15 protein-coding genes are annotated in these 24,499 nt (G+C 70.2%); 10 read left to right on the top strand and 5 right to left on the bottom strand.

The window, feature by feature from the left end; translation table 11 throughout:
• Positions 1 to 316 precede the first annotated feature (316 nt).
• Positions 317 to 1,372 (bottom strand): ComF family protein, encoded by a 1,056-nt coding sequence (locus BQ8008_RS07975; RefSeq protein ID WP_108833547.1) that lies wholly within the window; start codon positions 1,370 to 1,372, stop codon positions 317 to 319.
• 322 nt (positions 1,373 to 1,694) lie between these two features.
• Here BQ8008_RS07975 and secA point away from each other — a divergent pair, with 322 nt between their 5' ends.
• Positions 1,695 to 4,532, top strand: coding sequence for a preprotein translocase subunit SecA (secA, locus tag BQ8008_RS07970; RefSeq protein ID WP_108833546.1), 2,838 nt, complete (start codon positions 1,695 to 1,697; stop codon positions 4,530 to 4,532).
• A gap of 70 nt (positions 4,533 to 4,602) precedes the next feature.
• On the opposite strand, the gene BQ8008_RS13445 is transcribed toward secA, so the two are convergent.
• Both BQ8008_RS13445 and BQ8008_RS07955 read right to left on the bottom strand, forming a co-directional pair.
• Positions 4,603 to 5,022 carry an Rv3235 family protein gene (locus BQ8008_RS13445; RefSeq protein WP_234415289.1) on the bottom strand — a complete coding sequence of 140 codons (420 nt, stop codon included), beginning with the start codon at positions 5,020 to 5,022 and terminating at the stop codon, positions 4,603 to 4,605.
• Between the two features lie 247 nt (positions 5,023 to 5,269).
• A complete protein-coding gene (locus BQ8008_RS07955; RefSeq protein ID WP_234415288.1) occupies positions 5,270 to 6,187 on the bottom strand; it encodes a LysM peptidoglycan-binding domain-containing protein in 918 nt (305 codons plus the stop codon).
• A 256-nt stretch (positions 6,188 to 6,443) separates the two neighbouring features.
• Between BQ8008_RS07955 and BQ8008_RS07950 the strand changes: the two genes are divergently transcribed.
• On the top strand, positions 6,444 to 6,983 hold the full coding sequence (locus BQ8008_RS07950; RefSeq protein WP_108833542.1) for a Fis family transcriptional regulator: 540 nt from the start codon (positions 6,444 to 6,446) through the stop codon (positions 6,981 to 6,983).
• Between the two features lie 69 nt (positions 6,984 to 7,052).
• Here BQ8008_RS07950 and BQ8008_RS07945 read toward each other — a convergent pair whose 3' ends face one another.
• Positions 7,053 to 7,277, bottom strand: a complete 225-nt coding sequence (locus BQ8008_RS07945; protein ID WP_108833541.1) for a helix-turn-helix domain-containing protein — start codon at positions 7,275 to 7,277, stop codon at positions 7,053 to 7,055.
• A 203-nt stretch (positions 7,278 to 7,480) separates the two neighbouring features.
• On the opposite strand from BQ8008_RS07945, the gene BQ8008_RS07940 reads away from it, so the two are divergent.
• The 7 genes from BQ8008_RS07940 (at position 7,481) to BQ8008_RS07905 (ending at position 20,762) form a co-directional block, all read left to right on the top strand.
• A complete protein-coding gene (locus BQ8008_RS07940) occupies positions 7,481 to 8,131 on the top strand; it encodes a hypothetical protein (RefSeq protein ID WP_108833540.1) in 651 nt (216 codons plus the stop codon).
• Positions 8,128 to 10,161: an AAA family ATPase gene (locus tag BQ8008_RS07935; RefSeq protein WP_108833539.1), complete on the top strand. Its 2,034-nt coding sequence runs from the start codon at positions 8,128 to 8,130 to the stop codon at positions 10,159 to 10,161. Before BQ8008_RS07940 ends, BQ8008_RS07935 begins: the two co-directional genes overlap by 4 nt.
• A 167-nt stretch (positions 10,162 to 10,328) precedes the next feature.
• Positions 10,329 to 10,811 (top strand): DUF6912 family protein, encoded by a 483-nt coding sequence (locus tag BQ8008_RS07930; protein ID WP_108833538.1) that lies wholly within the window; start codon positions 10,329 to 10,331, stop codon positions 10,809 to 10,811.
• Positions 10,812 to 11,139: 328 nt separating this feature from the next.
• Positions 11,140 to 11,661 (top strand): 50S ribosomal protein L10, encoded by a 522-nt coding sequence (gene rplJ / locus BQ8008_RS07925; RefSeq protein WP_108833537.1) that lies wholly within the window; start codon positions 11,140 to 11,142, stop codon positions 11,659 to 11,661.
• A 63-nt stretch (positions 11,662 to 11,724) separates the two neighbouring features.
• The gene (rplL, locus tag BQ8008_RS07920) at positions 11,725 to 12,114 is read left to right on the top strand and encodes a 50S ribosomal protein L7/L12 (RefSeq protein WP_003783501.1); all 390 of its coding nucleotides are present in this window, start codon (positions 11,725 to 11,727) and stop codon (positions 12,112 to 12,114) included.
• A gap of 995 nt (positions 12,115 to 13,109) precedes the next feature.
• Positions 13,110 to 16,631 (top strand): DNA-directed RNA polymerase subunit beta, encoded by a 3,522-nt coding sequence (rpoB, locus tag BQ8008_RS07910; protein ID WP_108833535.1) that lies wholly within the window; start codon positions 13,110 to 13,112, stop codon positions 16,629 to 16,631.
• Between the two features lie 177 nt (positions 16,632 to 16,808).
• The gene (locus BQ8008_RS07905; RefSeq protein WP_108833534.1) at positions 16,809 to 20,762 is read left to right on the top strand and encodes a DNA-directed RNA polymerase subunit beta'; all 3,954 of its coding nucleotides are present in this window, start codon (positions 16,809 to 16,811) and stop codon (positions 20,760 to 20,762) included.
• 135 nt (positions 20,763 to 20,897) lie between these two features.
• On the opposite strand, the gene BQ8008_RS07900 is transcribed toward BQ8008_RS07905, so the two are convergent.
• Positions 20,898 to 21,905: a DUF4862 family protein gene (locus BQ8008_RS07900; RefSeq protein ID WP_108833533.1), complete on the bottom strand. Its 1,008-nt coding sequence runs from the start codon at positions 21,903 to 21,905 to the stop codon at positions 20,898 to 20,900.
• Between the two features lie 152 nt (positions 21,906 to 22,057).
• Here BQ8008_RS07900 and BQ8008_RS07895 point away from each other — a divergent pair, with 152 nt between their 5' ends.
• On the top strand, positions 22,058 to 24,469 hold the full coding sequence (locus BQ8008_RS07895; RefSeq protein ID WP_108833532.1) for a sialidase family protein: 2,412 nt from the start codon (positions 22,058 to 22,060) through the stop codon (positions 24,467 to 24,469).
• Positions 24,470 to 24,499: the final 30 nt, after the last annotated feature.

Raw genomic sequence — 24,499 nt, 5'->3', positions numbered from 1 at the left:
TGGAACCTCTTTCTGGGCTCGTGGGCCGGTCCAGATGGACCGTGTGCGACAAGTACCCGCCACATCTCACGGCGGGTTGGGACTGGTGTCATCACCTCCTGTCACCTCGCGAGGGGCCCTCATGCACCGAGGCGGGAACCCGACGGACTGTCCTTGTCGACGACGGGAATCACCTGTGCGTTGTGCCACACAAGGTACACCATATGGAGCTGTTCACGCCTCCTTTTCGAACGTGCCGCGGCCTTGAGGAGCCCCCTGATCGCCGCAGGCGGACAAACCCGTGGTGGAGGAGGGGCGGCTCTCGTTGATGGCGGCTTCAACGGGGGCTCGATGGTGATCGTGGTGGCTCTGCCGGCACCGGAACAATCGGCGGGAGCCTGTTGGCGCCCAGCCGGGACGGTGCCGGCCGCCGCGGCAGGCTCCGGCTGGTGGTTCTGACCGGGACCATGACGGACGCGCGCGCCGGAGGCGGGGCGGCGGCCAGGACCAGGGCGCCCAGCACCCGGCCTCCAGCCCCCTCCAGCGCCCGGGCGCATGCGCCCAGGGTGGCCCCGGTGGTGACGACGTCGTCGACCAGGAGGGCCGGCAGGCCGGTGACGGGGGTCAGAAGACGTGGGGCCGTGGCGCGATTGCCCCGCCGTTGACGCGACGAGCGCCCGGCCTGGTGCGCCCCGCCGCCCCGGCGACGCAGCAGGTCCGCGCTCAGGATGAGAGGCGGGGGCGAGTTGGTCCGAGTCGGAGGTGGTGACTGCAGGGGCGCGGACGAGGTGGGGGCGAGGGAAGAGCCGCCCGTCCGCTCCCGATGAGCCCACCGCTCGGCGATGCCCTGGGCGACGGCGTCGGCCAGCTGCGCCGCCACCAGCCGGCCGCGCAGCCGGCGGGCCATCCTGGAAGGCGCTGGAACGACGAGCAGAACCGGGGCGGCCGGGGTGGTGGAGCGGCCGGGGCCGGAAACCGAGTGGTATCCGGGACGGTCCCCGGGCGGCCCGGCCCAGACCTCCGCCGGCGGGTGCGCGTGCGCCCAGTATCTCCCCAGGCGCCGGCCGGCCCGCGCCATCGCCTCGGCCAGGTCCTCCCGGGAGCCGTTCTTCCATCCCAGGACCATGGCGCGTATTGGACCGGTGTAGGTCGCCAGTGCCAGGACGTCGAGGTCACCGGCGGCGTCGGCGTGCTCCACGATGAAGGGCTCTCCCTCGAGCAGCTCGCGGCACTGAGGGCACAGGGTCGTCTCCCACCGTCCGCAGCCCGCGCAGCTGGCCGGCAGGCCGAGCGAGAGCCCCAGCGCGAGTCCTGCTGAGAGCCCGAGCGACAGCCTGCGCGGCGGGCGGGGCCCGGTGGCGCGGTCAGGTCGGCACTGGAACAGGTCAGGCATGCCCTCCACTGTGAGAGCAACGCGGCCGCGTGGCACGCTCGGGCGCTCGCGGTCCACAACGGGGTGCGATGGGTGATCGTCTCCGTAAGCTGTGGCCCCCTGCCAGGCCCGTACCAGACTCGTATCGGTCCTGTGATGGTCCCGTGGCGGGGCCGTGTCCTCGGTGGGAAGAATCTCGGTAGTGGGAAGACCGCTGTCCACGTAGGTCCACTAGAGTACGGAGGCAGGTAGCTCGTGAGGCCTGTGCCGATGACCGATCCGGCTGAATCGGCCCCGCCTCATCGCGGCTCTTCGCAACAGACGTCCCAAGGGAGAATGCAGCGTGTCGATCGTGGACCGGATCCTTCGCATTGGCGAGGGCCGCACCCTGAAGAAGCTTGAAGCCATCGCCGACCAGGTCGAGGCCCTTGCCGATGAGTTCAGCGAGCTCTCCGACGCCGAGCTGCGCGACATCACCGACGAGCTCAAGGAGCGCTACCAGGACGGGGAGACCCTCGACGACCTGCTGCCCGAGGCCTTCGCCACGGTGGTGGAGGCCGCCGATCGCGTGCTCGGCATGCGCCCCTACCACGTCCAGATCATGGGCGGTGCCGCTCTCCACCGCGGCAACATCGCCGAGATGAAGACCGGTGAGGGCAAGACCCTCGTGGCCACGATGCCGTCCTACCTGCGGGCCCTGACCGGAAAGGGCGTCCACGTCGTCACCGTCAACGACTACCTCGCCGAGTACCAGTCCGACCTCATGGGGCGCGTCCACCGCTTCCTGGGACTGACCACCGGCTGCATCCTCGTGGGGCAGGCCCCCGCCGAGCGCCGCGAGCAGTACGCCTGCGACATCACCTACGGCACCAACAACGAGTTCGGCTTCGACTACCTGCGCGACAACATGGCCCAGCGCCCCGAGGACCTGGTCCAGCGCGGCCACGCCTTCGTCATCGTCGACGAGGTCGACTCCATCCTCATCGACGAGGCCCGTACCCCGCTCATCATCTCCGGGCCCGCCACCGGGGACGTCAACAAGTGGTACAAGGAGTTCGCCACGATCTCCGAGCGCCTGCGCGAGGGCAAGGACTACGAGGTCGACGAGAAGAAGCGCACCGTGGGCGTGCTGACCCCCGGTATCGAGCGGGTCGAGGACTACCTCGGCGTCGACAACCTCTACGAGTCCGAGAACACCCCCCTGATCGGCTTCCTCAACAACGCCATCAAGGCCAAGGAGCTCTTCCACCGGGACAAGGACTACATCGTGCGCGACGGCGAGGTCCTCATCGTCGACGAGCACACCGGTCGCGTCCTGCCCGGCCGCCGCTACAACGAGGGCATGCACCAGGCCATCGAGGCCAAGGAGCGGGTGGAGATCAAGGCCGAGAACCAGACCCTGGCCACCATCACCCTCCAGAACTACTTCCGCCTCTACCCCGAGGGCTCCCGCTCGGGCATGACCGGTACCGCCGAGACCGAGGCCGCCGAGTTCGCCGGCACCTACAAGATCGGCGTCGTCCCGATCCCCACCAACAAGCCCATGATCCGTGAGGACCAGCCGGACCTCGTCTACACCACCGTCGAGGCCAAGCTCGACGCCGTCGTCGACGACATCACCGAGCGTCATGAGGCCGGCCAGCCGGTGCTGGTGGGTACCACCAGCGTGGAGAAGTCGGAAGTCCTCTCCGAGCGGCTGCGCGAGCGCGGCATCCCCCACGAGGTCCTCAACGCCAAGCAGCACGCCCGTGAGGCCGCCGTCGTCGCCATGGCCGGCCGCAAGGGCGCCGTCACGGTGGCCACCAACATGGCCGGGCGCGGAACCGACATCATGCTGGGCGGCAATGCCGAGCACATCGCCGTCACCGCCCTCAAGGAGGCCGGCCTCGACCCCGAGGAGAACGCCGAGGAGTACGAGAAGGCCTGGCCCGAGGCGCTGTCCGCCGCCAAGGAGGCCTGCCGGGCCGAGCACGACGAGGTCGTTGAGCTCGGCGGCCTCTACGTGCTGGGTACCGAGCGTCATGAGTCGCGGCGCATCGACAACCAGCTGCGCGGACGCTCCGGTCGTCAGGGGGACCCGGGCGAGTCCCGCTTCTACCTGTCCATGGAGGACGACCTCATGCGCATGTTCGCCTCCGGGCTCGCCCAGCGCATCATGTCCTCGGGCGCCTACCCCGACGACGTCCCGCTGGAGTCCAAGATGGTCACCCGCGGCATCGCCGGCGCCCAGCGCCAGGTGGAGTCACGCAACTACGAGATCCGCAAGAACGTCCTCAAGTACGACGACGTCATGACCGAGCAGCGTGAGAAGGTCTACTCCGAGCGCCGCCGCGTCCTGGATGGCGAGGACCTCGAGCCTCAGGTCGAGGCATTCCGGGCTCAGGCCGTGGCCTCCATCGTCAATGCGGGCACGGCCGAGGGCCGCCCCGACGAGTGGGACCTGGACGCCCTGTGGGGCGAGCTCGGCCGCCTCTACCCGGTGGGCCTCACCCAGGACGAGGTCGTCGAGGCCCTGGGCGGCAAGGACTCGCTCACATCGGAGAGTCTCATCGACGAGCTCAGCGAGGACGTCGCCGTGGCCTACGAGGACGCCGAGGCGCGTATCGACGCCAACGCCCTGGCCCACGCCCAGCTCGGCGAGGAGCCCATGCGCACCCTGGAGCGCCGCATCCTGCTGGCCGTGGTGGACAAGCGCTGGAGGGAGCACCTCTACGAGATGGACTACCTCAAGGAGGGCATTGGGCTGCGGGCCATGGCCCAGCGCGACCCCCTCGTGGAGTACGCCAACGAGGGCGCCCGCATGTTCCGGGCCATGATGGAGGGGATCCGCGAGGAGACCGTCGAGCAGATCTTCGCCAACGTCAACCGCTTCGACGCCGCCGCCCAGCGCGCCACCGAGGACGGCACTGCGGAGGCCGCCCAGGCGGTCGCCAAGGCCAACGCCACCGCGGCGGCCGGCATCCGTGTGGGCGGGGCCGCCGGCCAGGGCCGGGGCACGGTTCTGGGGGACACGGGGCAGGCCTCCATGGAGCAGCGGATCACCTACTCCGGTCCAAGTGAGTCCGGTGACGAGGAGGAGCGCTTCGGCGCCTCCTCGCGCAGAGCCTCCAGCTCCGGCTCGTCGGCCTCGGGCGGCAACCGGGCCGAGCGTCGTCGATCCAAGAAGAAGCGCCGCCACTGAAGCACGGCGAGAGCTGACGTTACCGCCGTCGATCCCGTCGGACCTGGTAGACCGCCAGGATCCGGCGGGATCACGCGATCTCCAGGCCGGTGAGGATCCAGCGCTCGCGCAGCAGCTCCAGGCGTGCTGCCGCGGCCCGGACCCGGTTGCCCTCCTCCAGGAGAACGGTCGCCTCGCAGGCCCCCGACATCGTCAGCTCGGTGCGCACGCTGCGAATGCGCGGGCGCTTCGACGACGGCCGGTGCCCCAGGATCCTGGAGGCCAGCCCCGCCCTGCGGGCGAGTGCGTCGAACAGGGACGGACTGGTCCACCGGGCCAGGTGGTCCACGGGACGCAGCCCCGCCAGGACCTCGCTGGCCGCAGTCACCACGATCGCGGCCGTGCGTGAGGCGTCGGTGCCGGCGCCGGCCTGCCTTCTGGTGAGGTGGTCGTGAGACTCGGTGTCGCCGGGCTCGTTGACGGGCTTGCGGGGCTGCGTCCCGTGGACCACCTGGCCCGGTGGACCAGTCCGTCCCTGGTGCGGTGCAGAGGGGTGGCCTCGCGGCGGGCGGGGCGGACGGCACGAGTGGCTCGAGCTGCGGTGGCGGTGACAGTCATGGCGGGCTCCTGGGAGTGCGATGGTGCCTCATGGGCACGGAGCTGGAGGTGGCTGGAGGTGGATGGAATTGGCGGTGAGGCGGTGAGGCGGTGGCCCGAGGCCGTGGTGGAGTCTCATAGCCCTGCGGCTGGGAGATGCTTCATCTCGATGGGTTCTGGCCTCCTGTCGTCGTGCTCGGCGGTGCCAGGGGGCTCGGAACGGTCAGCACCGTCCCGGGGCGGATCAGTGACGGGTTCGCCCCGATGACATCGGCGTTGGCGTGATACAGGGCGGGCCAGCTCCTCGCGATCTGTGCGCTGCTGGACCCGGCGGGCAGGAGACGGGCGGTGATCGACCACAGGCTCTCGCCGGGCAGGACGGTATGAGTGCGACCCGACGACGTCCCGGGACCGGAGGCGGGTGATCTCTCCCCGGATGTGCCGGGCGGCGTTGAGCCGGCTGCGTCGCCAGGGCCGCTCGAGCCGTCCGGGGTGGTCGAGGGGGCCTGAGACGGCGGAGACGCGGACGAGTCGCTGTGGGATCCTGAACCGTCCGGATCGACGGTGGGGGACGAGTCCCCGTGGCCGATGGGGCCCGACGACGACTGTCCGTACTGCGGTGACGGCGTCGGGGACTGGGAGGGTGAGGCGGGTGCCGAGCTCGTGGGCCTCCACCCCAGGTCGTCGCTGCCGGTGGCCTCCTCGGCGGCGAGGGCCGGGGCCGAGGACAGGGAGACGACCAGGGCGGAGGCCGCGATGCGTCGGGCCGCCGGGGCTCCCCACCCATCAAGAATCCTGGCGGCCAGTCCGGGAACATCGGTCTCGTGGGTCGATTGGGGATCGTGGGAGGCGGGGAGTGCGAGGAGGGCCAGTGCGGCCGAGGCTACGTGCCACAGGGCGCCCAGGGCGCCGATTGCGCAGGTCCCAGCGACGACGGCGTCGGACAGGTGGCCCGTTCCCCAGGACTGTGGCGGGACCTCCAGCAGGCTCGCCGTGGCGCTGCGGGCCGCGTGTCCCAGAAGCAGCAGGACGATGCCGGACACCCCGGCCAGTAGTGCCAGCTGTAACCGTGTCCCCATGACAGCCCCCATCGCCAATGATGATGTTTGATGATGTTAGGTTTACTCTGATGCTGTCCTCATGTCAAGGTGAATGGCGCGCTGTCTGACATGGTGTCTTCTCTTTCAGGGAGTCAGTGACTCATGGTGACTTGTGGCGACTCGCAGAGACTCACTGCCGCGGGTGCCCATGGCCCGGGGGCGGGGCCGGGGACAAGCGGGTGGGCGCAGGGGTGAGCGGCTTTGCACGGAGCGCCGAGTGTGATGAGGTGAGGACATGGACTGGGACCTGATGCTCGCCGACCTGGAGAGCAGCTTCGATGCCGAACGTCGTGCGGACCTGGTGGCGCAGAGCGCCGAGCTGGCCGAGGCTGAGCACGCCTCGATCGAGGTGGTCGATCGGCTCCGAGGGTCGGTGGGGCGTCTCATCCACCTGCGCACCCGCGGCGGCGTGCCCGTTGATGGCGTCGTGACCCGGGTCGAGCCCGCCTATGTCCTGGTCGACGAGGGGGAGGGCCTGCAGGCGATTGTTCCGCTGGCCGCGGTGGCGACGATGGCGGTGCTGGCCGGCCCTGCGCCCCGGGACGACCGCCGTCGGCCCACGTTGGGGGCGCTGCTGCGTGAGATCGCTCGGCGCGGTGCGCGGGTGCGGCTGGTCCTGGGATCCGGAGAGGTGGTGGGGCGGCTGGTCCGGGTGGGCTCGGACCATGTCGATGTCGCCCTCGACCCTGAGGGCGGGGTCCGTGCGCGCCGCACGCCCGGCGCGGGGATCATCAGCGTCATGACCGCGGCGATCGAGGTGCTGCGCAGTCGCTGACGTCTGCTTCGGTGTGGAGGTGTCGTAGGGGTGTCGGGAGAGCGGCTGGAGACGGTGCGGCGGGTGTGCTCAGGACTCCTCGTCCTCGACCCAGCCCGCGGCCACCATGGCCCGGGTCGAGGCGAGCTGACGCTGGATGTAGTCCTCGAGGGCCTGGTCCTCGATGCGCCAGAGCTTGCGGGCACCGACCTGGATGGCTGGGAGGTCTCCGGTACGGATGAGGGCGCGCACGGCCTGGGCGGACAGCTGGAGCTGCTCGGCGACGTCGGCGATAGTCAGGAATCGTGTGCTCATAGAACGATGATCCCACTGCTTGTCCCTCTCCACAATTCTCAAAGAAGGTTGTGGATAACCGTGAGGTATCATTTTATCCTGACGATGATTGCAGGCGATCAAGGAGGATTCCCGTGACATCATCTCGCAGTGCGCACTCCCGAGCGGTGCCCGAGCGTCCCCGTGGTGGCCGATGGCGCCGCCCCGCCTGGAAGGATCCGCGCATGGCCGGGGGAGTGGTCCTGGTCGCCGCGGCCGTGGCCCTGGGAGCCTGGGCCGTCGACGCCGCCGCAGACACCACCCGCGTGTACGTGCTCTCCAAGGACGTCGCCCCCGGGGCCGACCTGACCGCCGACGGCGTCCTCACCGCGGTCGAGGCTCATCCCGGCACCGATGCCTACGTCGAGGTCGGACACCTGCCCGACGGCGCTGTGGCCACCCGCTCCATGAGCAAGGGGGAGCTGCTGGCGGCGGTGGCCGTGGACAGCAGCCGGGAGCAGGCGCTGCGGCCGGTGGTCCTCAACGTCGCCTCCAACCTGCCGGCCTCGACGAAGGTCGGTGACTACGTCGACCTGTGGCTCGTACCCAAGGAGAGCGCCGTCGGCAGCCCTTCCACCCAGGCGCCCACCACCGGTCAAACCGACCAGGCCGGGCAGGAGCAGACCGGTGACGGCGGGGCCCGCCGAGTGGCCACGGGACTGGTCATCGCCTCGGTCGGCGAGGTCAACAAGGGGCTGATCTCCGCGCCGAGCACAGGGGTGGAGGTCAAGGTTCCCGAGGACTCCCTGGCCGCCGTCCTCAGCGCCGTCGGGCAGGAGGGATCACTCGTCCTGGTTCCCACCGGCCAGGAGGCGCCTGCGGAGAAAGCGTCGTGAGTGCCCCGGGCGCCGGGATCCTCCTGGCCCTCAGCGGCGACGACGCCGACATCCTGCGCGCGCTGAGTCAGTCGGGAAGCGGACTGTGCGTCGTACGCAGGTGCGCCGACCTGCCCGAGCTGCTCTCGGCGGGCATGGCCGGGTTGGCGTCCTTCGCTCTGCTGGACACCGGGTTCGACGAGATCGACCGCACCGTCCTGGACCGGCTCGGCCGTGCCGGCCTGAGCGGGCTGCTCCTGGTGGAGGCCCGCGAGGAGGAGCGCTGGCGCAGCGCGGGGTGGCCGGTCCTGAGCCGCGACTCGGCCCCCAGCCGCATCCGCTCCGTGATGCAGGACCTCGTGCGCCGCGGCGCGGCCGGCACCGGAGCGTCCTCACCGGCCTCCTCCATCGCGGCCGGGACAGCCCTTGATGCCCCAGCACGCCCGGCGGCAACGAGCAACGACTGGCTGAGCGCCGCCACGCCCCCGTCACCCGCTTCGTCTGCGCCGACCGCATCGCACAGTGCCGCGCAGGAGACCGCCCGGCTCGAGGAATTGTGGCGGCAGTCTCCCGGGCCGGACGGAGCCGGGGAGGCGCCTGCTCCACCCGGCCCCATGTCCTTCGCCCCCGGTCCCGGTGCGTTCGCGGGTGGACCCTCGGGGCCGGGGCGGGCGCAGCGCGCAGGCGAGGGCTCCCCGGAGGACTTCGCGGTGCCGCCGTCGGTCGCGCCGGGCAGGTCGCACACCGTCATGGCCGCTCCGGGTGCCGCGGGTGGCTCACACCCCGGCTCTCAGGCCTCGGCACCCGACGGCGGGCGCGGGCGGATCGTCCTGGTGTGGGGGCCGCACGGTGCCCCCGGGCGCTCAACCGTGGCCGCCTCCCTCGCTCACGGCCTGGCCGCCTCCGGCGGGGCGATTCTTGTCGACGCCGACGTCGAGGCCCCCAGCCTGGTCCAGATCCTCGGAATGCCGGAGGACTCCTCGGCCCTGGCCGGAGCCGCCCGCCTAGCCACCCACGGCCGGCTCGACGCCGAGAGCTTCCAGCGGGTCCTGGCCCCGGTGGGCGATGGGCTCTCGCTACTGGGAGGGCTGGGACGGGCCGGGCGCTGGCGGGAGCTGCCGCCAGCCTCCATGACCGAGGTCTGGCTCCAGTGCCGTCAGGCCGCGGCCTGGACCGTCGTCGACGTCGCCGGTGGTGTCATCGACGACGACGTCGACGACTTCACGCTCGAGCCCGGACGCGGGGCGGTCACCGCGGACCTGGTGTCCCGCGCCGATGTCGTGCTGGTGGTCGGCGGGGCGGACCCGGTGGGTGTGCGCCGCCTGCTCCAGCTCCTGGACGAGGTGGGCTCCTCCGCGACGCCCAGCGGCCGGGTCGAGGTCGTCGTCAACCGGGTGCGGGCCTCGGCCGCCGGGCCCTCTCCCCAGCAGGCGCTGCGTGAGGCCCTGGCACGTTTCGGTGGACTGGAGGACATCGTCCTGCTGCCTGATGACGCGGCGACCGCCGATTCCTGCCTGCTTCAGGGACGCAGCGTCCTGGAGGGGGCGCCCGGCAGCTCGCTGGGGAAGGCGCTGAGCGCACTCGTCGATCGTATCGACCCGCAGGCCGGTGCCGCCCGGAAGGGCAGCTCCTCGCGCCGGTCGCTGCTGCGCCGCCGTAAGAAGCGTGACAAGGCCCATGGCTCCGCGGGCCGGACCAAGGCCGAGGCCAGGGCCGCCAACGGGAGGAGGCGCTCCACCACGCGCAGCAGGGGCGGGCGGCGGCGGCGCGGCGACGGCTCCCCGGCGGCCGGCGCCCACATGCCGGCTCCTGGGGCGCCTCACTCCACTGCGCGCGCCCCGCAGCCGTCGCAGCGGCCTGTACCGCCGTCGGCCCAGCCTCCGACTCAGCCGCCGTTGCCGCCGCAGATGCCGTCGCGCTGGGAGGGGCCGGGCCTGAGCCGCGGGGTGGGGCAGGACCCGAGCCCGAGCCCGGGAGGCAACCGAGGCGGCCGCGAGGGAGGCGATGACGGTCCTCCGGCGCCGCCAAGAACGGGGCGCCATCGGTACTGACTCCCGGCGCGGGTGGCCGTGCGGTGCAGGGCCTCCCTGCCCTTGCGGACGTGCGCTTCGGCTCGGCTTCCGGGGCTCCGGTGCAGTCCGAGCGCAGCGAGGCGCGGCCGTCAGTCCCGTGTCCTCCGTGGTCCACCGGGGCAGGGCCGGTGAGGCAGACTGGGGCCATGCGCATCTACCTTCCCGCCACCGCCGCGCACCTGCGCGTCGCCGTCCTCGGCTCGCCACAGGAGCCCCTCCTGGCTCACGCCGCCACCCCCGCCCTCGCCCACGCCCTGCCGGAGGAGGACGAGGAGGGGCTGGAGGTCTCCGCCTCGCTGTGCGCCGCCGATGCCTCCCTCGTGCTGCTGGCCGAGCCCGGCGCCGAGGGGCTGGCCGACCGACGTATCGTCATCGCCGCCGACGTCGACGCCGAGCACGTGCGTGAGCTCGCCGTCGAGGGGGACGTCCTGCCCGGCACCGTCGAGGTGAGCGCCGAGATCCCCTGGGATGACGTGGCCGCCCTGCTCGTGGACGAGGCTGAGGCGGAGGCCGACGTGCATGCCGCCCGGCTCGGCGACGAGGACGCCTTCGAGCGTGCGGCCGAGGCCGACCTGCTCTGGTACGACGTCACCGAGCGCGAGGCGCTGGCCAGCAGCCTCGGGGTCTGATGCTCCATCGGGCGATGGCAGGACGACGACGCAGACTCCGTGTCCCATCGTCGAGCCTGTTGCCGGCGTTGTGCGAGGTCCGGTCGCCAGTGCCAGTGACCAGTTCCACGGCGCCCTGTCTTGCGTGAACGGGTGCGCCACTGGGTATGGTGCTCTCTGCCAAAGACCGCAGGTCTCCCGCTCCGGCGGGACCAAGCTCACTTGAGGTGAGGCCGGCGCAGGTGAGAACGTGACCCCTTCCGGGCGTGCCCGGAAGCGAGCCCCGTGCCCACCGGCGCGGGGCTTTTCCAGTGGGTGGGCCCTGCGGCATACCACGGAAGGAGGGCCCATGGCACGGCCTGACAAGGAAGCAGCCGTCGCTGCTCTGGCGGACAAGTTCCGCCAGGCTGACGCGGTCCTGCTGACTGAGTACCGGGGACTGAGTGTCGCCCAGCTCAAGGAGCTGCGTCGTTCCCTCTCCGGTAACGCCGAGTACACCGTGGTGAAGAACACGCTTGCTGCGATCGCTGCCCGCCAGGTCGGGCTCGAGGGCTTCGCCGACGACCTCACGGGCCCCTCCGCCCTGACCTTCGTCACCGGTGAACCGGTTGAGGCTGCCAAGGCTCTGCGTGACTTCGCCAAGGACAACCAGCAGCTCGTCATCAAGGGCGGTGTCATGGACGGCGCCGTGCTGTCCGCCGACGGCGTTGACCAGCTTGCCTCTCTCGAGTCCCGCGAGGTGCTGCTCGCCAAGACCGCGGGCGCCGTCAAGGCGTCCCTGTCCAAGGCTGCGTACCTCTTCGCCGCACCGGCCTCCCAGGCCGTGCGCACCGTCGACGCCCTGCGCGAGAAGCAGGAGACCGCGGCCTGAGGCCGCACGCGTCATCCACCAACCCTGCGCGCGCAGGAACCAGATAAGGAAGGAACGCCCATCATGGCGAAGCTGACCACCGAAGAGCTCATCGAGCAGTTCAAGGAGCTCACCCTCATCGAGCTCTCCGAGTTCGTCAAGGCCTTCGAGGAGACCTTCGACGTCACCGCCGCCGCTCCGGCCGCCGTGGCCGTTGCTGCCGCCCCCGGCGCTGCCGGTGGCGAGGCCGCCGCCGAGGAGAAGGACGAGTTCGACGTCATCCTCGAGGCCGCCGGCGACAAGAAGATCCAGGTCATCAAGGAGGTGCGCGCCCTGACCTCCCTCGGCCTGAAGGAGGCCAAGGAGCTCGTCGACGGCGCTCCCAAGCCCGTCCTCGAGGGCGCCAACAAGGAGGCCGCCGAGAAGGCCAAGGAGCAGCTCGAGGGCGCCGGCGCCACCGTCACCCTCAAGTGAGCTTCTCCCCGCTGCCTGACGTGGCCTGAGAGCCGTCGACGGCCGGGGGAGCCCAGCATCACCGGGTCCCGCCCACCACCAGGTGGGCGGGACCCGGTTGCGTGCCGGGGCGGGGGTGTCGTCGTCGGCGTGCTTCAACACCGTCGAGCGTGGGCGGGTGCGGCGGCATCCCCGCCCAGGTGCTGGATAGTGCGCGTGCCGGCGGGCTTGACGGTGACTGAGGACGTACTTTTGTCGTGAGGACTGCGATTCGTGGTGAACGACTGGTGTCTGGGCGTCGTCGTCTTTGAGAAGACGCAGTCCTCATGGGGAAAGTACGTCGCCGATGGCGGCGACGACGCCAGGTGCAAGGGGAGGTGGCAGGGTGCGGGGAAGGGACGTGGCAGGGTGCGGGGAAGGGACCTGTGGGGGCGGATGCCGGGATCCAGGAGGTGCGCGGGGACGGGCGGCGGTCCGGTCGGTCTGGTGCGGCGGCTTCGCGCGGTGGCTTCGGCAGTCGTCGGCGATAGGCAGTGGTGGGTAGCGGTGGCCAGCAGCGTCAGGCAGCGGCAGTCACGCAGCAGCAGGTAAACGGCGACAGGTGTTGGCGGGCAGCGGTGGCCAGCGGCAGCCAGCAGCGTCAGGCAGGGGCGGGCATCGGTGAGCAAGTGGCGCGGTGGACAATGGCCGCCCGGGAGATCACGCAGGAGGGCCCATCCGAGAACCGAGCGTCGAGCGGGATTCAGGTCACGCGGAGGGCACGGGCGGGGCAGTATGCGCGACTGTGGTGGGAATCGCAAGGATCGGGTGAGAATCGGCGTGGAGTACTTGACGCCGGCCGTGTACGCTAGCGCTTTGCGTGCATTGTGTGTATTGGTGCGAGGAGTATCTGCCCTCCGCGCGGGCCCCGGCCCCGCGGAACCCCGGCGGGCGCGAGCCCGACTCCGCAGATTCTACTCAACCCGGTGCCCGCGGTGCGCGTTGTGTGATCCCCGATCTGAGGGAAGGATCCCCCTTTGGCTGCCTCGCGCACCTCTGCACCCACTGCTGCTGACATCGCCGCTCGTACCGCGTCGCGTCGTATCAACTTTGCCAAGATCGCCGAGCCCATGCAGGCTCCGAATCTGCTCGCCCTCCAGACCGAGAGCTTCGACTGGCTCGTCGGCAACGAGAGGTGGCGCGAGCGGATGATCGCCGCCAACAAGGCGCACCCAGGCTCCCTGCCCGAGACCTCCGGTCTGGAGGAGATCTTCGACGAGATCTCCCCGATCGAGGACTTCGGGGAGACCATGGCTCTGTCCTTCCACGACCACCGCTTCGAGGAGCCGAAGTACACGGCCGAGGAGTGCCAGGAGAAGGACCTCACCTACTCCGCCCCCCTTTACGTGGTGGCGGACTTCGAGAACTTCTCCACCGGTGAGATCAAGTCCCAGACGGTCTTCATGGGCGACTTCCCGCTCATGACGGACAAGGGCACCTTCATCGTCAACGGCTCGGAGCGCGTCGTCGTCTCCCAGCTCGTGCGTTCGCCCGGCGTGTACTTCGAGCGCACCACCGAGAAGGCCACGGACAAGTTCGTCTACAACGTCAAGTTCATCCCCTCGCGCGGCGCCTGGCTCGAGTTCGAGATCGACAAGTCCGACCGCGTCGCCGTGCGCATCGACCGCAAGCGCAAGCAGGACGTCACCGTCTTCCTGCTGGCCCTGGGCATGGACGAGTCGGAGATCCGCAAGGAGTTCGCCGACTTCCCGGCCCTGACCTCCGCCCTGGACGAGGACCGCAAGATCACCACCCAGGACGAGGCGCTCCTGGACATCTACAAGAAGATCCGCCCCGGCGAGCCGCCGAGCGTCGAGGCCGGTCGCACCCTGCTGGAGAACTTCTACTTCAACCCCAAGCGCTACGACCTGGCCAAGGTCGGCCGCTACAAGATCAACAAGAAGCTGGGCCTGGCCTCGGACCTGACCGAGTCCACCCTGCGGATCGAGGACATCGTCGCGGCCCTGCGCTACCTGCTGGCCCTGCACGCCGGTGCCGAGACCGTCGAGGGCGTGCGCGACGGTGAGATCACCGAGATCGCCGTCGAGTACGACGACATCGACCACCTGGGCAACCGCCGCATCCGCGCCGTCGGCGAGCTCATCCAGGCGCAGGTGCGCACCGGTATGAGCCGCATGGAGCGTCAGGTGCGCGAGCGCATGACCACCCAGGACGTCGAGGCCATCACGCCGAACACGCTCATCAACATCCGGCCGGTGACGGCCGCGATCAAGGAGTTCTTCGGCACCTCCCAGCTGAGCCAGTTCATGGACCAGAACAACCCGCTGGCGGGTCTGACCCACAAGCGCCGTCTGAGTGCCCTGGGCCCCGGCGGACTGTCCCGTGAGCGCGCCTCCATGGAGGTCCGCGACGTCCACACCTCGCACTACGGGCGCATGTGCCCCATCGAGTCCCCCGAGGGCCCCAACATCGGCCTCATCGGCTCGCTGGCCACCTTCGGGCGCATCAACCCCTTCGGCTTCGTCGAGACCCCCTACCGCGTCGTCGTCGACGGCCACGTCACCGACGAGACCCACTACCTGACGGCCGACGACGAGGACCGCCACGTCATCGCCCAGGCCAACGTCACCCTCACCGAGGACGGCCACTTCGCCGAGGACCACGTCCTGTGCCGCGTCACCGGCGGTGAGCCGGCCCTCGTGCCCTCCTCGCAGGTGGACCTCATGGACGTCTCCCCGCGCCAGATGGTGTCGGTGGGCACCTCCCTCATCCCGTTCCTCGAGCACGACGACGCCAACCGCGCCCTCATGGGCGCCAACATGCAGCGCCAGGCCGTGCCGCTCATCCGCCCCGACGCCCCGCTGGTGGGCACGGGCATGGAGCGGCGCACCGCCGTCGACGCCGGTGACGTCCTCGTGGCCGACAAGGCCGGAGTCGTCACCGAGGTCTGCGCGGACTTCGTGCGCGTGGCGAACGACGACGGCACCGAGAAGGTCTACAAGGTCGCCAAGTTCCGCCGCTCCAACCAGGGCAACTGCTACAACCAGCGGGTCGTGGCCACCGAGGGCGAGCGCGTCGAGGTCGGATCGGTCCTGGCCGACGGCCCCGCCACCAACGAGGGCGACCTGGCCCTGGGCCAGAACCTCCTGGTCGCCTTCATGACCTGGGAGGGCCTCAACTACGAGGACGCCATCATCGTCTCCCAGCGCGTGGTCGCCGAGGACATGCTCACCTCGATCCACATCGAGGAGCACGAGGTCGACGCCCGCGACACCAAGCTGGGCGCCGAGGAGATCACCCGGGACATCCCCAACGTCAGCGAGGAGACCCTGGCCAACCTCGACGAGCGCGGCATCATCCGCATCGGCGCCGAGGTCCGCAGCGGCGACATCCTCGTGGGCAAGGTGACGCCCAAGGGCGAGACCGAGCTGACCAGCGAGGAGCGCCTCCTGCGCGCCATCTTCGGTGAGAAGGCCCGCGAGGTCCGTGACACCTCCCTGCGCGTGCCCCACGGCGAGTACGGCATCGTCACCGGTGTGCGCGAGATCGACGCCGCCTCCGACGACGCCGAGCTGCCCGCGGGAGTCAACCGCATGGTGCGTGTCTACATCGCCCAGCGCCGCAAGATCACCGTGGGGGACAAGCTCTCGGGCCGTCACGGCAACAAGGGCGTCATCTCCAAGATCCTGCCCGTGGAGGACATGCCCTTCCTGGCCGACGGCACTCCGGTCGACGTCATCCTCAACCCGCTGGGCGTGCCCAGCCGCATGAACGTCGGCCAGGTCCTCGAGCTGCACCTGGGCTGGGTGGCCTCCCGCGGCTGGGACGCCACCGCCGCCCAGGAGGCCGGCGAGGCCTGGACCGCGAACCTGCCCGCGAACGGCATCAAGGCCGAGCCCCGCACGCCGGTGGCCACGCCCGTCTTCGACGGTGTGCGCGACAACGAGCTCATGGGGCTGCTGAACTCCACGCTGCCGACCTCCGACGGCCTGCAGCTGGTGGAGCCCAACGGCAAGGCGCGCCTGTTCGACGGCCGCTCCGGTGAGCCCTTCCCGTACCCCATCTCGGTGGGTTACATGTACATCCTCAAGCTCCACCACCTCGTGGATGACAAGATCCACGCCCGCTCCACGGGTCCGTACTCCATGATCACGCAGCAGCCGCTGGGTGGTAAGGCCCAGTTCGGTGGTCAGCGCTTCGGTGAGATGGAGGTGTGGGCCATGGAGGCGTACGGCGCCGCCCACGCCCTCCAGGAGCTCCTCACCGTCAAGTCCGACGACGTCAACGGTCGTGTCAAGGTCTACGAGGCCATCGTCAAGGGTGAGGACATCCCCGAGCCCGGCATCCCCGAGTCCTTCAAGGTGCTCATGAAGGAGATGCAGTCGCTGTGCCTGAACGTCGAGGCCCTGGACGCCGAGGGCAGCGCCATCGCCCTGGACGACACCGACGACGACGGCTCGCGCGCCGCCGAGGAGCTCGGCTTCGACCTGGGCCGGCGCCCGGGCGGGGCCACCGCCTCCACGGTCGACGAGATCTGAGTAGCCACTCCGGTGACGACTTCGTGACAACTTCATCGAGCCCCGGTTGAGGGCGGGCGGCAGGCCCGCCGCCCGCCCTCCCACCAGGCTCGCAGGCGCCGTCGGAGTCATGGAACAACGACGACGGAACGCCCCCAGACCACCACCTGATGAGATTCACCATCGGAAGTAGGAACTGTGCTCGACGCCAACGTGTTCGACAGGATCCAGCTCGGCCTCGCCACCGCGGAGGACATTCGCTCGTGGTCCCACGGCGAGGTCAAGAAGCCCGAGACCATCAACTACCGCACCCTCAAGCCCGAGAAGGACGGCCTGTTCTGCGAGAAGATCTTCGGCCCCACCCGGGACTGGGAGTGCGCCTGCGGTAAGTACAAGCGCGTGCGCTACAAGGGCATCGTCTGCGAGCGCTGCGGGGTCGAGGTCACTCGCTCCAAGGTGCGTCGCGAGCGCATGGCCCACATCAAGCTCGCCGCGCCGGTCACCCACATCTGGTACTTCAAGGGCGTCCCCTCGCGCCTGGGCTACCTGCTCAATCTCGCGCCCAAGGACCTGGAGAAGGTCATCTACTTCGCGGCCTACATGGTCACCGAGGTCGACGAGGAGGGCCGTCACGACGACCTGCCCTCGCTGCGCAACGAGCTCGAGGTCAAGAAGAAGCACCTCGAGGAGTCCGGTCAGGCCGAGGTCGAGGCGCGCCAGCAGCGCCTCGAGGAGGATCTCGCCCAGCTCGAGGCCGAGGGCGCCGAGGCCTCCCAGCGCGAGAAGCTCCGCAAGACCGCCGAGCGCGAGATCACGGCCATGCGCCGTCGCAACCAGCGCGCCCTGGAGCATATGGACAAGGTCTGGGACCGCTTCGTGAGCCTCAAGGTCGGTGACCTGGAGGGTGACGAGGTCCTCTACCGCGACATGGTCGCCGACTACGGCATCTACTTCAAGGGCGCCATGGGCGCCGAGGCCATCCAGGCGCGCCTGCGCAGCTTCGACCTGGAGGCCGAGGCCGCCGCCCTGGCCGAGATCGTCGAGAACGGCACCGGCCAGCGCAAGACCCGCGCCATCAAGCGCCTCAAGGTCGTCAACGCCTTCCGCATGACCGGCACCGCCCCGGAGTCGATGGTCCTGGACAACATCCCGGTCATCCCGCCGGACCTGCGCCCCATGGTCCAGCTCGACGGTGGGCGCTTCGCCACCAGTGACCTCAACGACCTCTACCGCCGGGTCATCAACCGCAATAACCGCCTCAAGCGGCTCATGGACCTGGGTGCCCCGACGATCATCGTCAACAACGAGAAGCGCATGCTTCAGGACGCCGTCGACGCCCTGTTCGACAACGGCCGTCGCGGCCGCCCGGTCACCGGCGTGGGCAACCGCCCGCTGAAGTCCCTGTCCGACATGCTCAAGGGCAAGCAGGGCCGCTTCCGCCAGAACCTCCTGGGCAAGCGCGTGGACTACTCCGGCCGTAGCGTCATCGTCGTCGGTCCTCAGCTCAAGCTGCACCAGTGCGGTCTGCCCAGTCAGATGGCCCTGGAGCTGTTCAAGCCCTTCGTCATGAAGCGGCTCGTCGAGCTCAAGGAGGCCCAGAACGTCAAGGCCGCCAAGCGCATGGTCGAGCGCGCCAACCCCAAGGTCTGGGACGTCCTGGCCGAGGTCATCCGCGAGCACCCCGTGCTGCTCAACCGCGCCCCCACCCTGCACCGTCTGGGCATCCAGGCCTTCGAGCCCCAGCTCATCGAGGGCAAGGCCATCCAGCTGCACCCGCTGGTGTGCGGCGCCTTCAACGCCGACTTCGACGGCGACCAGATGGCGGTCCACCTGCCGCTGGGCGCCGAGGCGCAGGCCGAGGCCCGCATCCTCATGCTGTCCTCGAACAACATCCTCAAGCCCTCCGACGGGCGCCCCGTGACCATGCCCAGCCAGGACATGATCATCGGCACCTACTACCTCACCTCCGACCCCGACCCGGCGGTCGAGGTCGAGCGCGACGCCGAGGGCAACGAGATCGTCCCGGCCTTCTCCTCCTTCGCGGAGGCGGTCATGGCCTACGACTTCGGCAAGCTCCACGTCAACGCCGCCTGCGACATCCGCTTCGAGGAGGGCATCGCCGCGCCCGAGGGCTGGGAGCCGCCCGAGGACTGGAACGAGGGCTCTCCGATCACCCTGCGCACCTCGCTGGGACGGGCCCTGTTCAACACCTCGCTGCCCGAGACCTTCCCCTACGTCAACTACGTCGTGGATAAGAAGCAGCTGGGCAACATCGTCAACGCCCTGGCGGAGAACTACTCCCGCGTGGAGGTCGCCGCCTCCCTGGACGCCCTCAAGGCCAACGGCTTCTACTGGTCCACCTGGTCCGGTATCACCGTTGCCTTCGCCGACGTCGTCTCCCCGGAGGCCAAGCAGGAGATCCTCATTCGCTACGAGAACGAGGCCGCCGAGATCGAGGAGCAGTTCGAGCTCGGTGCCCTCACCGAGGACGACCGCTACGCCTCGCTCATCGACATCTGGACCAAGGCCACCGCCGAGGTCGCCGAGGCGATGCGCGAGAACTTCCCGCAGCGCAACACCGTCTACCAGATGGTGGTCTCCGGGGCCCGAGGCAACTGGGACCAGATCCGCCAGCTCGCCGGTATGCGCGGTCTGGTGGCCGACCCCAAGCAGCGCCTCATCGAGCGTCCCATCAAGTCGAACTACCGCGAGGGCCTGAGCGTCCTGGAGTACTTCATCGCCACCCACGGCGCTCGTAAGGGTCTGGCGGACACGGCGCTGCGTACCGCCGACTCCGGCTACCTCACGCGTCGTCTGGTCGACGTCTCCCAGGACGTCATCGTCCGTGAGGAGGACTGCGGCACTCGCAAGGGCCTGACCAAGCGGATCTTCTCCTGGATCGAGGCCGGCGACGAGCTCATCAAGGAGCCCTCGGAGATCCTGGGCACCACCGTGTTCGGCACCACCCTGGCGCGCGATGCCATCGATGCCGAGGGCAACCTCATCATCGAGGCGGGCGCCGACCTCGGCGACGCCGAGATTCAGGCCGCCATCGACGCGGGTATCGAGGAGATCACGGTCCGCTCCGTGCTCACCTGCGACTCCAACGTCGGTACCTGCGCCGCCTGCTACGGCCGCTCCCTGGCCACCGGTAAGCGCGTCGACATCGGTGAGGCCGTCGGCATCATCGCCGCCCAGTCCATCGGTGAGCCCGGCACGCAGCTGACCATGCGTACCTTCCACACCGGTGGTGCGGCCGGTGCCGCGGACATCACCCAGGGTCTGCCCCGTGTGCAGGAGCTCTTCGAGGCCCGCACTCCCAAGGGTGAGGCCGCCGTGGCCGAGGCCGCCGGCACCCTCAAGATCGAGGACGACGCCGACGGCAAGCGTCTGGTCATCACCCGTGACGACGGCGAGGAGGACGTCATCGTCCCGGTCTCGCGTCGTCAGCGCCTGCTGGTGGCCGACGGCGACCACGTCGAGCCCGGCCTGGCCCTCACCGAGGGACCGGTCGACCCCAAGAAGGTCCTGCGCCTGCGCTCGGTGGCCGCCACCCAGCGCCACCTCGTCGAGGAGGTCCAGGAGGTCTACCGCTCCCAGGGCGTGGACATCCACTCCAAGCACATCGAGGTCATCGTGCGCCAGATGCTGCGCCGTGTGACCGTGCTGGACTCCGGGGACACCAACCTCCTCCAGGGAGACCTGGTGGACGTCATGCACTACCGTGCCGAGAACCGCCGGGTCATGGCCGAGGGCGGTAAGACCGCCACCGGCCGTACCGAGCTCATGGGAATCACCAAGGCCTCGCTGGCCACGGACTCCTGGCTGAGCGCCGCCTCCTTCCAGGAGACCACGCGCGTGCTCACCGAGGCCGCCATGAACGGCAAGTCCGACCCGCTGCTGGGCCTCAAGGAGAACGTCATCCTCGGTAAGCTCATCCCCGCCGGTACGGGCCTGGCCCGCTACTCGGATATCGAGGTCGAGCCCACCGAGGAGGTCAAGGCCGAGGTCTTCTCCCGCGTGGACCTGGGGGACAACGTCTTCGGCGAGTCCGTCGCCCTGGACGACTTCCACTTCGGCGGCGACCTGCGTGCGGACTTCTCCGATGACTTCCGCACCGGCTTCTCCAGCAGCGAGGACGTCGAGTTCTAGGCGATCTCCTCGGGAACGTCTGCGACGAGCGGCTTCCACGGCGTCCGGCCCGCTCCCCGGTGGGGGAGCGGGCCGGACGCCGTTGTGTGAGCGGCGGAGGAGCCGGCGACGCGGCAGGCGACGAGCCTGGCGTGCTCAGTCGGTGGGCTCTGTGAGTCCGGTGCGCCCGGCGAGCATGGCCTCGCGGACGCGGCCGACCCAGGCCAGTTTCTCCTCCAGGGAGGCACGGGCCGGGGTATTGATCTTGAGGCCCTCGTAGGTCTGGGCGGAACCGGCCGCACGCATCGTGGCGGCCACCCGCTCGGGCGTGAGCCAGCTGGTCGGCTCGTGCTCGGCCAGAGGCAGATGCGCATCGGCCCACGCCCAGGCCCACTGGGTCTTCTCGGGGCCGGCGCCCGAGATCATGACGCCGCCCAGCAGGCCCGCCTCGACGAGCTCGCGCACGTGGTGCTCCGGGGTGGCCGGGTCGTGGGTCTCGATGACCGAGCGGCCCCAGTTGACGGTGATGAGGGCCGGGGTGTCCCGGCAGGCGACGATCTCCTGGGACAGCGGCAGGAAGGCCTTCTCCGAGGGGCCCACGCCGCCCTCGGCGTCGCAGTGCTCCACGATCATCCCCAGGCTCCGGGAGGCGAAGTCCTCGGCCAGCTCGCTCAAGGAGGCGTGGAAGGCCTTGGCGCAGGCCTGGTGGTGGGGCGCCGAGTGCAGCTCCACCCGGGTGACGACCTGCTGCCCCGCGGCCTCGTGCAGACGGTCGACCGCCTCGAGCAGGGTGCGGGTGTAGGCCAGGGCCTGGCTGCGTCCGTCGTCGTCGGGGGAGGCCAGGCCGAAGGCGGGATCGGCCCCGGCGCGCCCCATGGTTCCCGGGATCGCCGTGATGACGCACTGCGTGAAGCGCCCCGCCAGCTGCTCGGCCAGCCACGGCTCGGGCGCGTCGAGCGCCTCCCGGAAGGGCAGCTCGATGCCGTCGACACAACCGAGGTCGGCCAGCGCGGCGTACAGGGCGGCGGCCCCGCGGCGGTCCTCGTCGTCGGGGGGAAGCATGGGGTAGGCGCCGACGACGAACGGTACGGTGCGGCGTTCAGCGGGCTTCTCAGCCTGGTTCTCGGCCTGGTTGTCAGTCCGATTCTCTGAGGTGGCGGACATAAGGTCTCCTTGAGGTTCTGGTATCGTGCTACAGTGCGCGATACATCAGACATCATATGACTGGATGGCCTGATCGCGCACCGTCGCGCGCAGGCCGCGCTTCATCGTATAAATCCGCCGGAAAGTCGATACTGTCCCGAAGGACCCCGCCCATGCTCCTCGACCTCACCGCATCCGATACCTCCTCGCCCCTGAGCGTCGGCGAGCGCGACCTCGCCGCCCTGGCCGCCTGCGAATGCGGCACGATTCTCCTCGACGTCGCCGTCCGCGCCGACGCCACCCTCATGGAGCTCACCGGCACCAAGGGGCGGATCACGCTGGAGCTGCGCGGAGGCCGCCTCTACGGCGAGCAGGTCCTCGGGTCCGACGGCTCGCCGGAGACGGGGACGGGGGAGCAGGGCGGTGTCGAACGTCGCCTCCTCGACGCCGAGGACGCCCTGGGCCTGGACGATGGACGCCCCCACACGATCGCTGTGAGCGTCAACGAGACCGGCACCCACCTCTACGCCGACGGCTACGAGTGCTTCTCCACGACCCTGACCGCCTTCCTCTCCCAGATCGGCCTGACCGGCGTGAGCATCGACCCCGACGGGATCGCTGCGGTGACCCGCCTGACCGCCTGGGCCGAGCCCCTCAGCGACCGCGCCGTCATGGCCCAGTCCCTGGCTGTCACCCCGATGGTGCAGTTCGCGGCCAGTGAGCTCTCCGCCCGCGACGCCCGCCGCGTCGGGTCCCTGGCCTCCGGTGCCATCCGCGCTCTGTTCCGCACCCGCGGCCGGGGGCAGGCCGGCACCGTCATCGCCGCCCACGGTCAGGGCGGCACCCTGCACCTCGACATCGACGCGGGGGGCCTGACCTACCGGGTCCTGCCCGGAGCGGACTCCCCCGAGACCGAGCCCCTCATCGAGGTGCGGGCCCCGGGCCACTGGGACGACGGCACCTGGCACGACGTCGTCGTGACCTCGGCGCGCGGCGCGGTGGAGATTCACGTCGACGGCTACCAGGTCGCCCACGCCCCCGGCGGCGCCTTCCTGGCCGACATCGCGCCGGTGACCCGCGTGGTCGTGGGCGCGGACCTGGACGGCAAGCGCCTCTTCGGTGAGGCCCAGACCGCCATGGTCTACGACGCCGCTCTCACCGACGCCCAGATCAAGCGCCTGGCCGGTGCCGCCCCGCTGCCCACGCGCGCCCTGTTCGACACCGGCTACCACGGCGCCCTGTCCTACCGGATCCCCTCCCTGCTCACCCTGGACAGCGGCGTCATCCTGGCCGGCGCCGACCAGCGGGTCTCCATCCCCAATGACGCCCCCAACGACATCAACCTCGTCATGCGCCGCAGCCTCGACGGCGGCGCCACCTGGGAGGAGATGCGCACCCTGCTCTCACTGCCGGGAACCGGTGCGCTGGGGGCCTCCCTCATCGACTCCGTCCTGGTCCAGGACCGCTCCACCGGGCGCGTCATCTGCCTGGTCGACCAGTTCCCCGGCGGCATCGGCCAGCCCAACGCCGTCGTCGGCACCGGCTTCGACACCCAGGGGCGCCGTGTGCTGCACAACCGCGCCGGCGAGCTGTTCGCCGTCGAGCCCGACGGCGCCGTGCTGACCGATGCGGGCGAGCCCACCGACTACCGCGTCCTACTGAGCGACGACGCCGCCACCGGCGCCCGCGCCGGCGACGTCCTTCTGGACGGCGAGGCGGCCGGCAGCATCTACCTCGCCTACGAGCAGGCCCCCGAGGACTGCCTCTTCCAGCACCGCAGCTCCCACCTGCTCATGATCACCTCCGACGACGACGGCGCCACCTGGTCCGAGCCGATCGACATCACCGCCCAGGTCAAGGCCGACTGGATGTGCTTCCTGGGCACCGGCCCCGGCAACGCCATCCAGCTGACCGGAGCTGAGCACGCCGGACGCATCCTCGTCCCCGTCTACTACAGCCACGAGGCGGGCGGCACCGGCTACCTGTCCTGCGCCGCCATCTACTCCGACGACGGCGGAGCCACCTGGACCCTGGGCGCCTCGCCCAACGACGGGCGCGAGGTGCTGGGCTCGGTCGTCTCCTCGCGCGACCTGGCCGACGAGCGGGCCAGCCTGTACGAGTCCGTCCTGGTCGAGGGCGCCGACGGCGCCGTGCACGTCTGGGCCCGCAACCAGCACCCCTCCGGGCGGGTCGCCCACGCCGTCTCCCGCGACGGCGGCGTCACCTGGGGTGAGGTCGACCATGACGCCCAGCTCACCGAGATCTTCTCCCAGCCCAACGCCATCGCCGTCACCGGTGCCAATGACACCGCTGGAGCCGTTGAGCCCGGCAGCAGGAGCATCGTCTTCGCCAACGCCTCCCAGATGCTGCCCTTCCGTGGTTGCGGCGTCATGCGCCTGAGCCACGACGACGGCGCCACCTGGCCCCACAACCGGGTCGTCAACCCGCGCCACTACGTCTACCAGTGCATGGCCCAGCTGCCCGGCGGTGACATCGCCCTGCTGTGGGAGCGCGAGTGGCAGGGGCTGTTCCTCACCACGGTGCCGCTGGCCTGGCTGACGAGCTCGCGCTCGACGATCAGCTGAAGCCTGCTCGCAACCGCCCGTCCCGGACGT

This window comes from Actinomyces sp. Marseille-P3109 (genome assembly GCF_900323545.1).
Classification (GTDB): Bacteria; Actinomycetota; Actinomycetes; order Actinomycetales; family Actinomycetaceae; genus Actinomyces.
The sequence above is the reverse complement of the archived record's forward strand: the minus strand, read 5'-3'. Positions and strand labels throughout refer to the sequence as shown.

Bases quoted from the DNA above. Each gene is read 5' to 3' on its own strand.
- rplL (WP_003783501.1), top strand. From the start codon at position 11,725: ATGGCGAAGCTGACCACCGAAGAGCTCATCGAGCAGTTCAAGGAGCTC.
- BQ8008_RS07895 (WP_108833532.1), top strand. From the start codon at position 22,058: ATGCTCCTCGACCTCACCGCATCCGATACCTCCTCGCCCCTGAGCGTC.
- BQ8008_RS07930 (WP_108833538.1), top strand. From the start codon at position 10,329: ATGCGCATCTACCTTCCCGCCACCGCCGCGCACCTGCGCGTCGCCGTC.
- BQ8008_RS07940 (WP_108833540.1), top strand. From the start codon at position 7,481: ATGGCCGGGGGAGTGGTCCTGGTCGCCGCGGCCGTGGCCCTGGGAGCC.
- BQ8008_RS07950 (WP_108833542.1), top strand. From the start codon at position 6,444: ATGGACTGGGACCTGATGCTCGCCGACCTGGAGAGCAGCTTCGATGCC.
- rplJ (WP_108833537.1), top strand. From the start codon at position 11,140: ATGGCACGGCCTGACAAGGAAGCAGCCGTCGCTGCTCTGGCGGACAAG.
- BQ8008_RS07900 (WP_108833533.1), bottom strand. From the start codon at position 21,905: ATGTCCGCCACCTCAGAGAATCGGACTGACAACCAGGCCGAGAACCAG.
- BQ8008_RS07945 (WP_108833541.1), bottom strand. From the start codon at position 7,277: ATGAGCACACGATTCCTGACTATCGCCGACGTCGCCGAGCAGCTCCAG.
- BQ8008_RS07975 (WP_108833547.1), bottom strand. From the start codon at position 1,372: ATGCCTGACCTGTTCCAGTGCCGACCTGACCGCGCCACCGGGCCCCGC.
- BQ8008_RS07955 (WP_234415288.1), bottom strand. From the start codon at position 6,187: ATGGGGACACGGTTACAGCTGGCACTACTGGCCGGGGTGTCCGGCATC.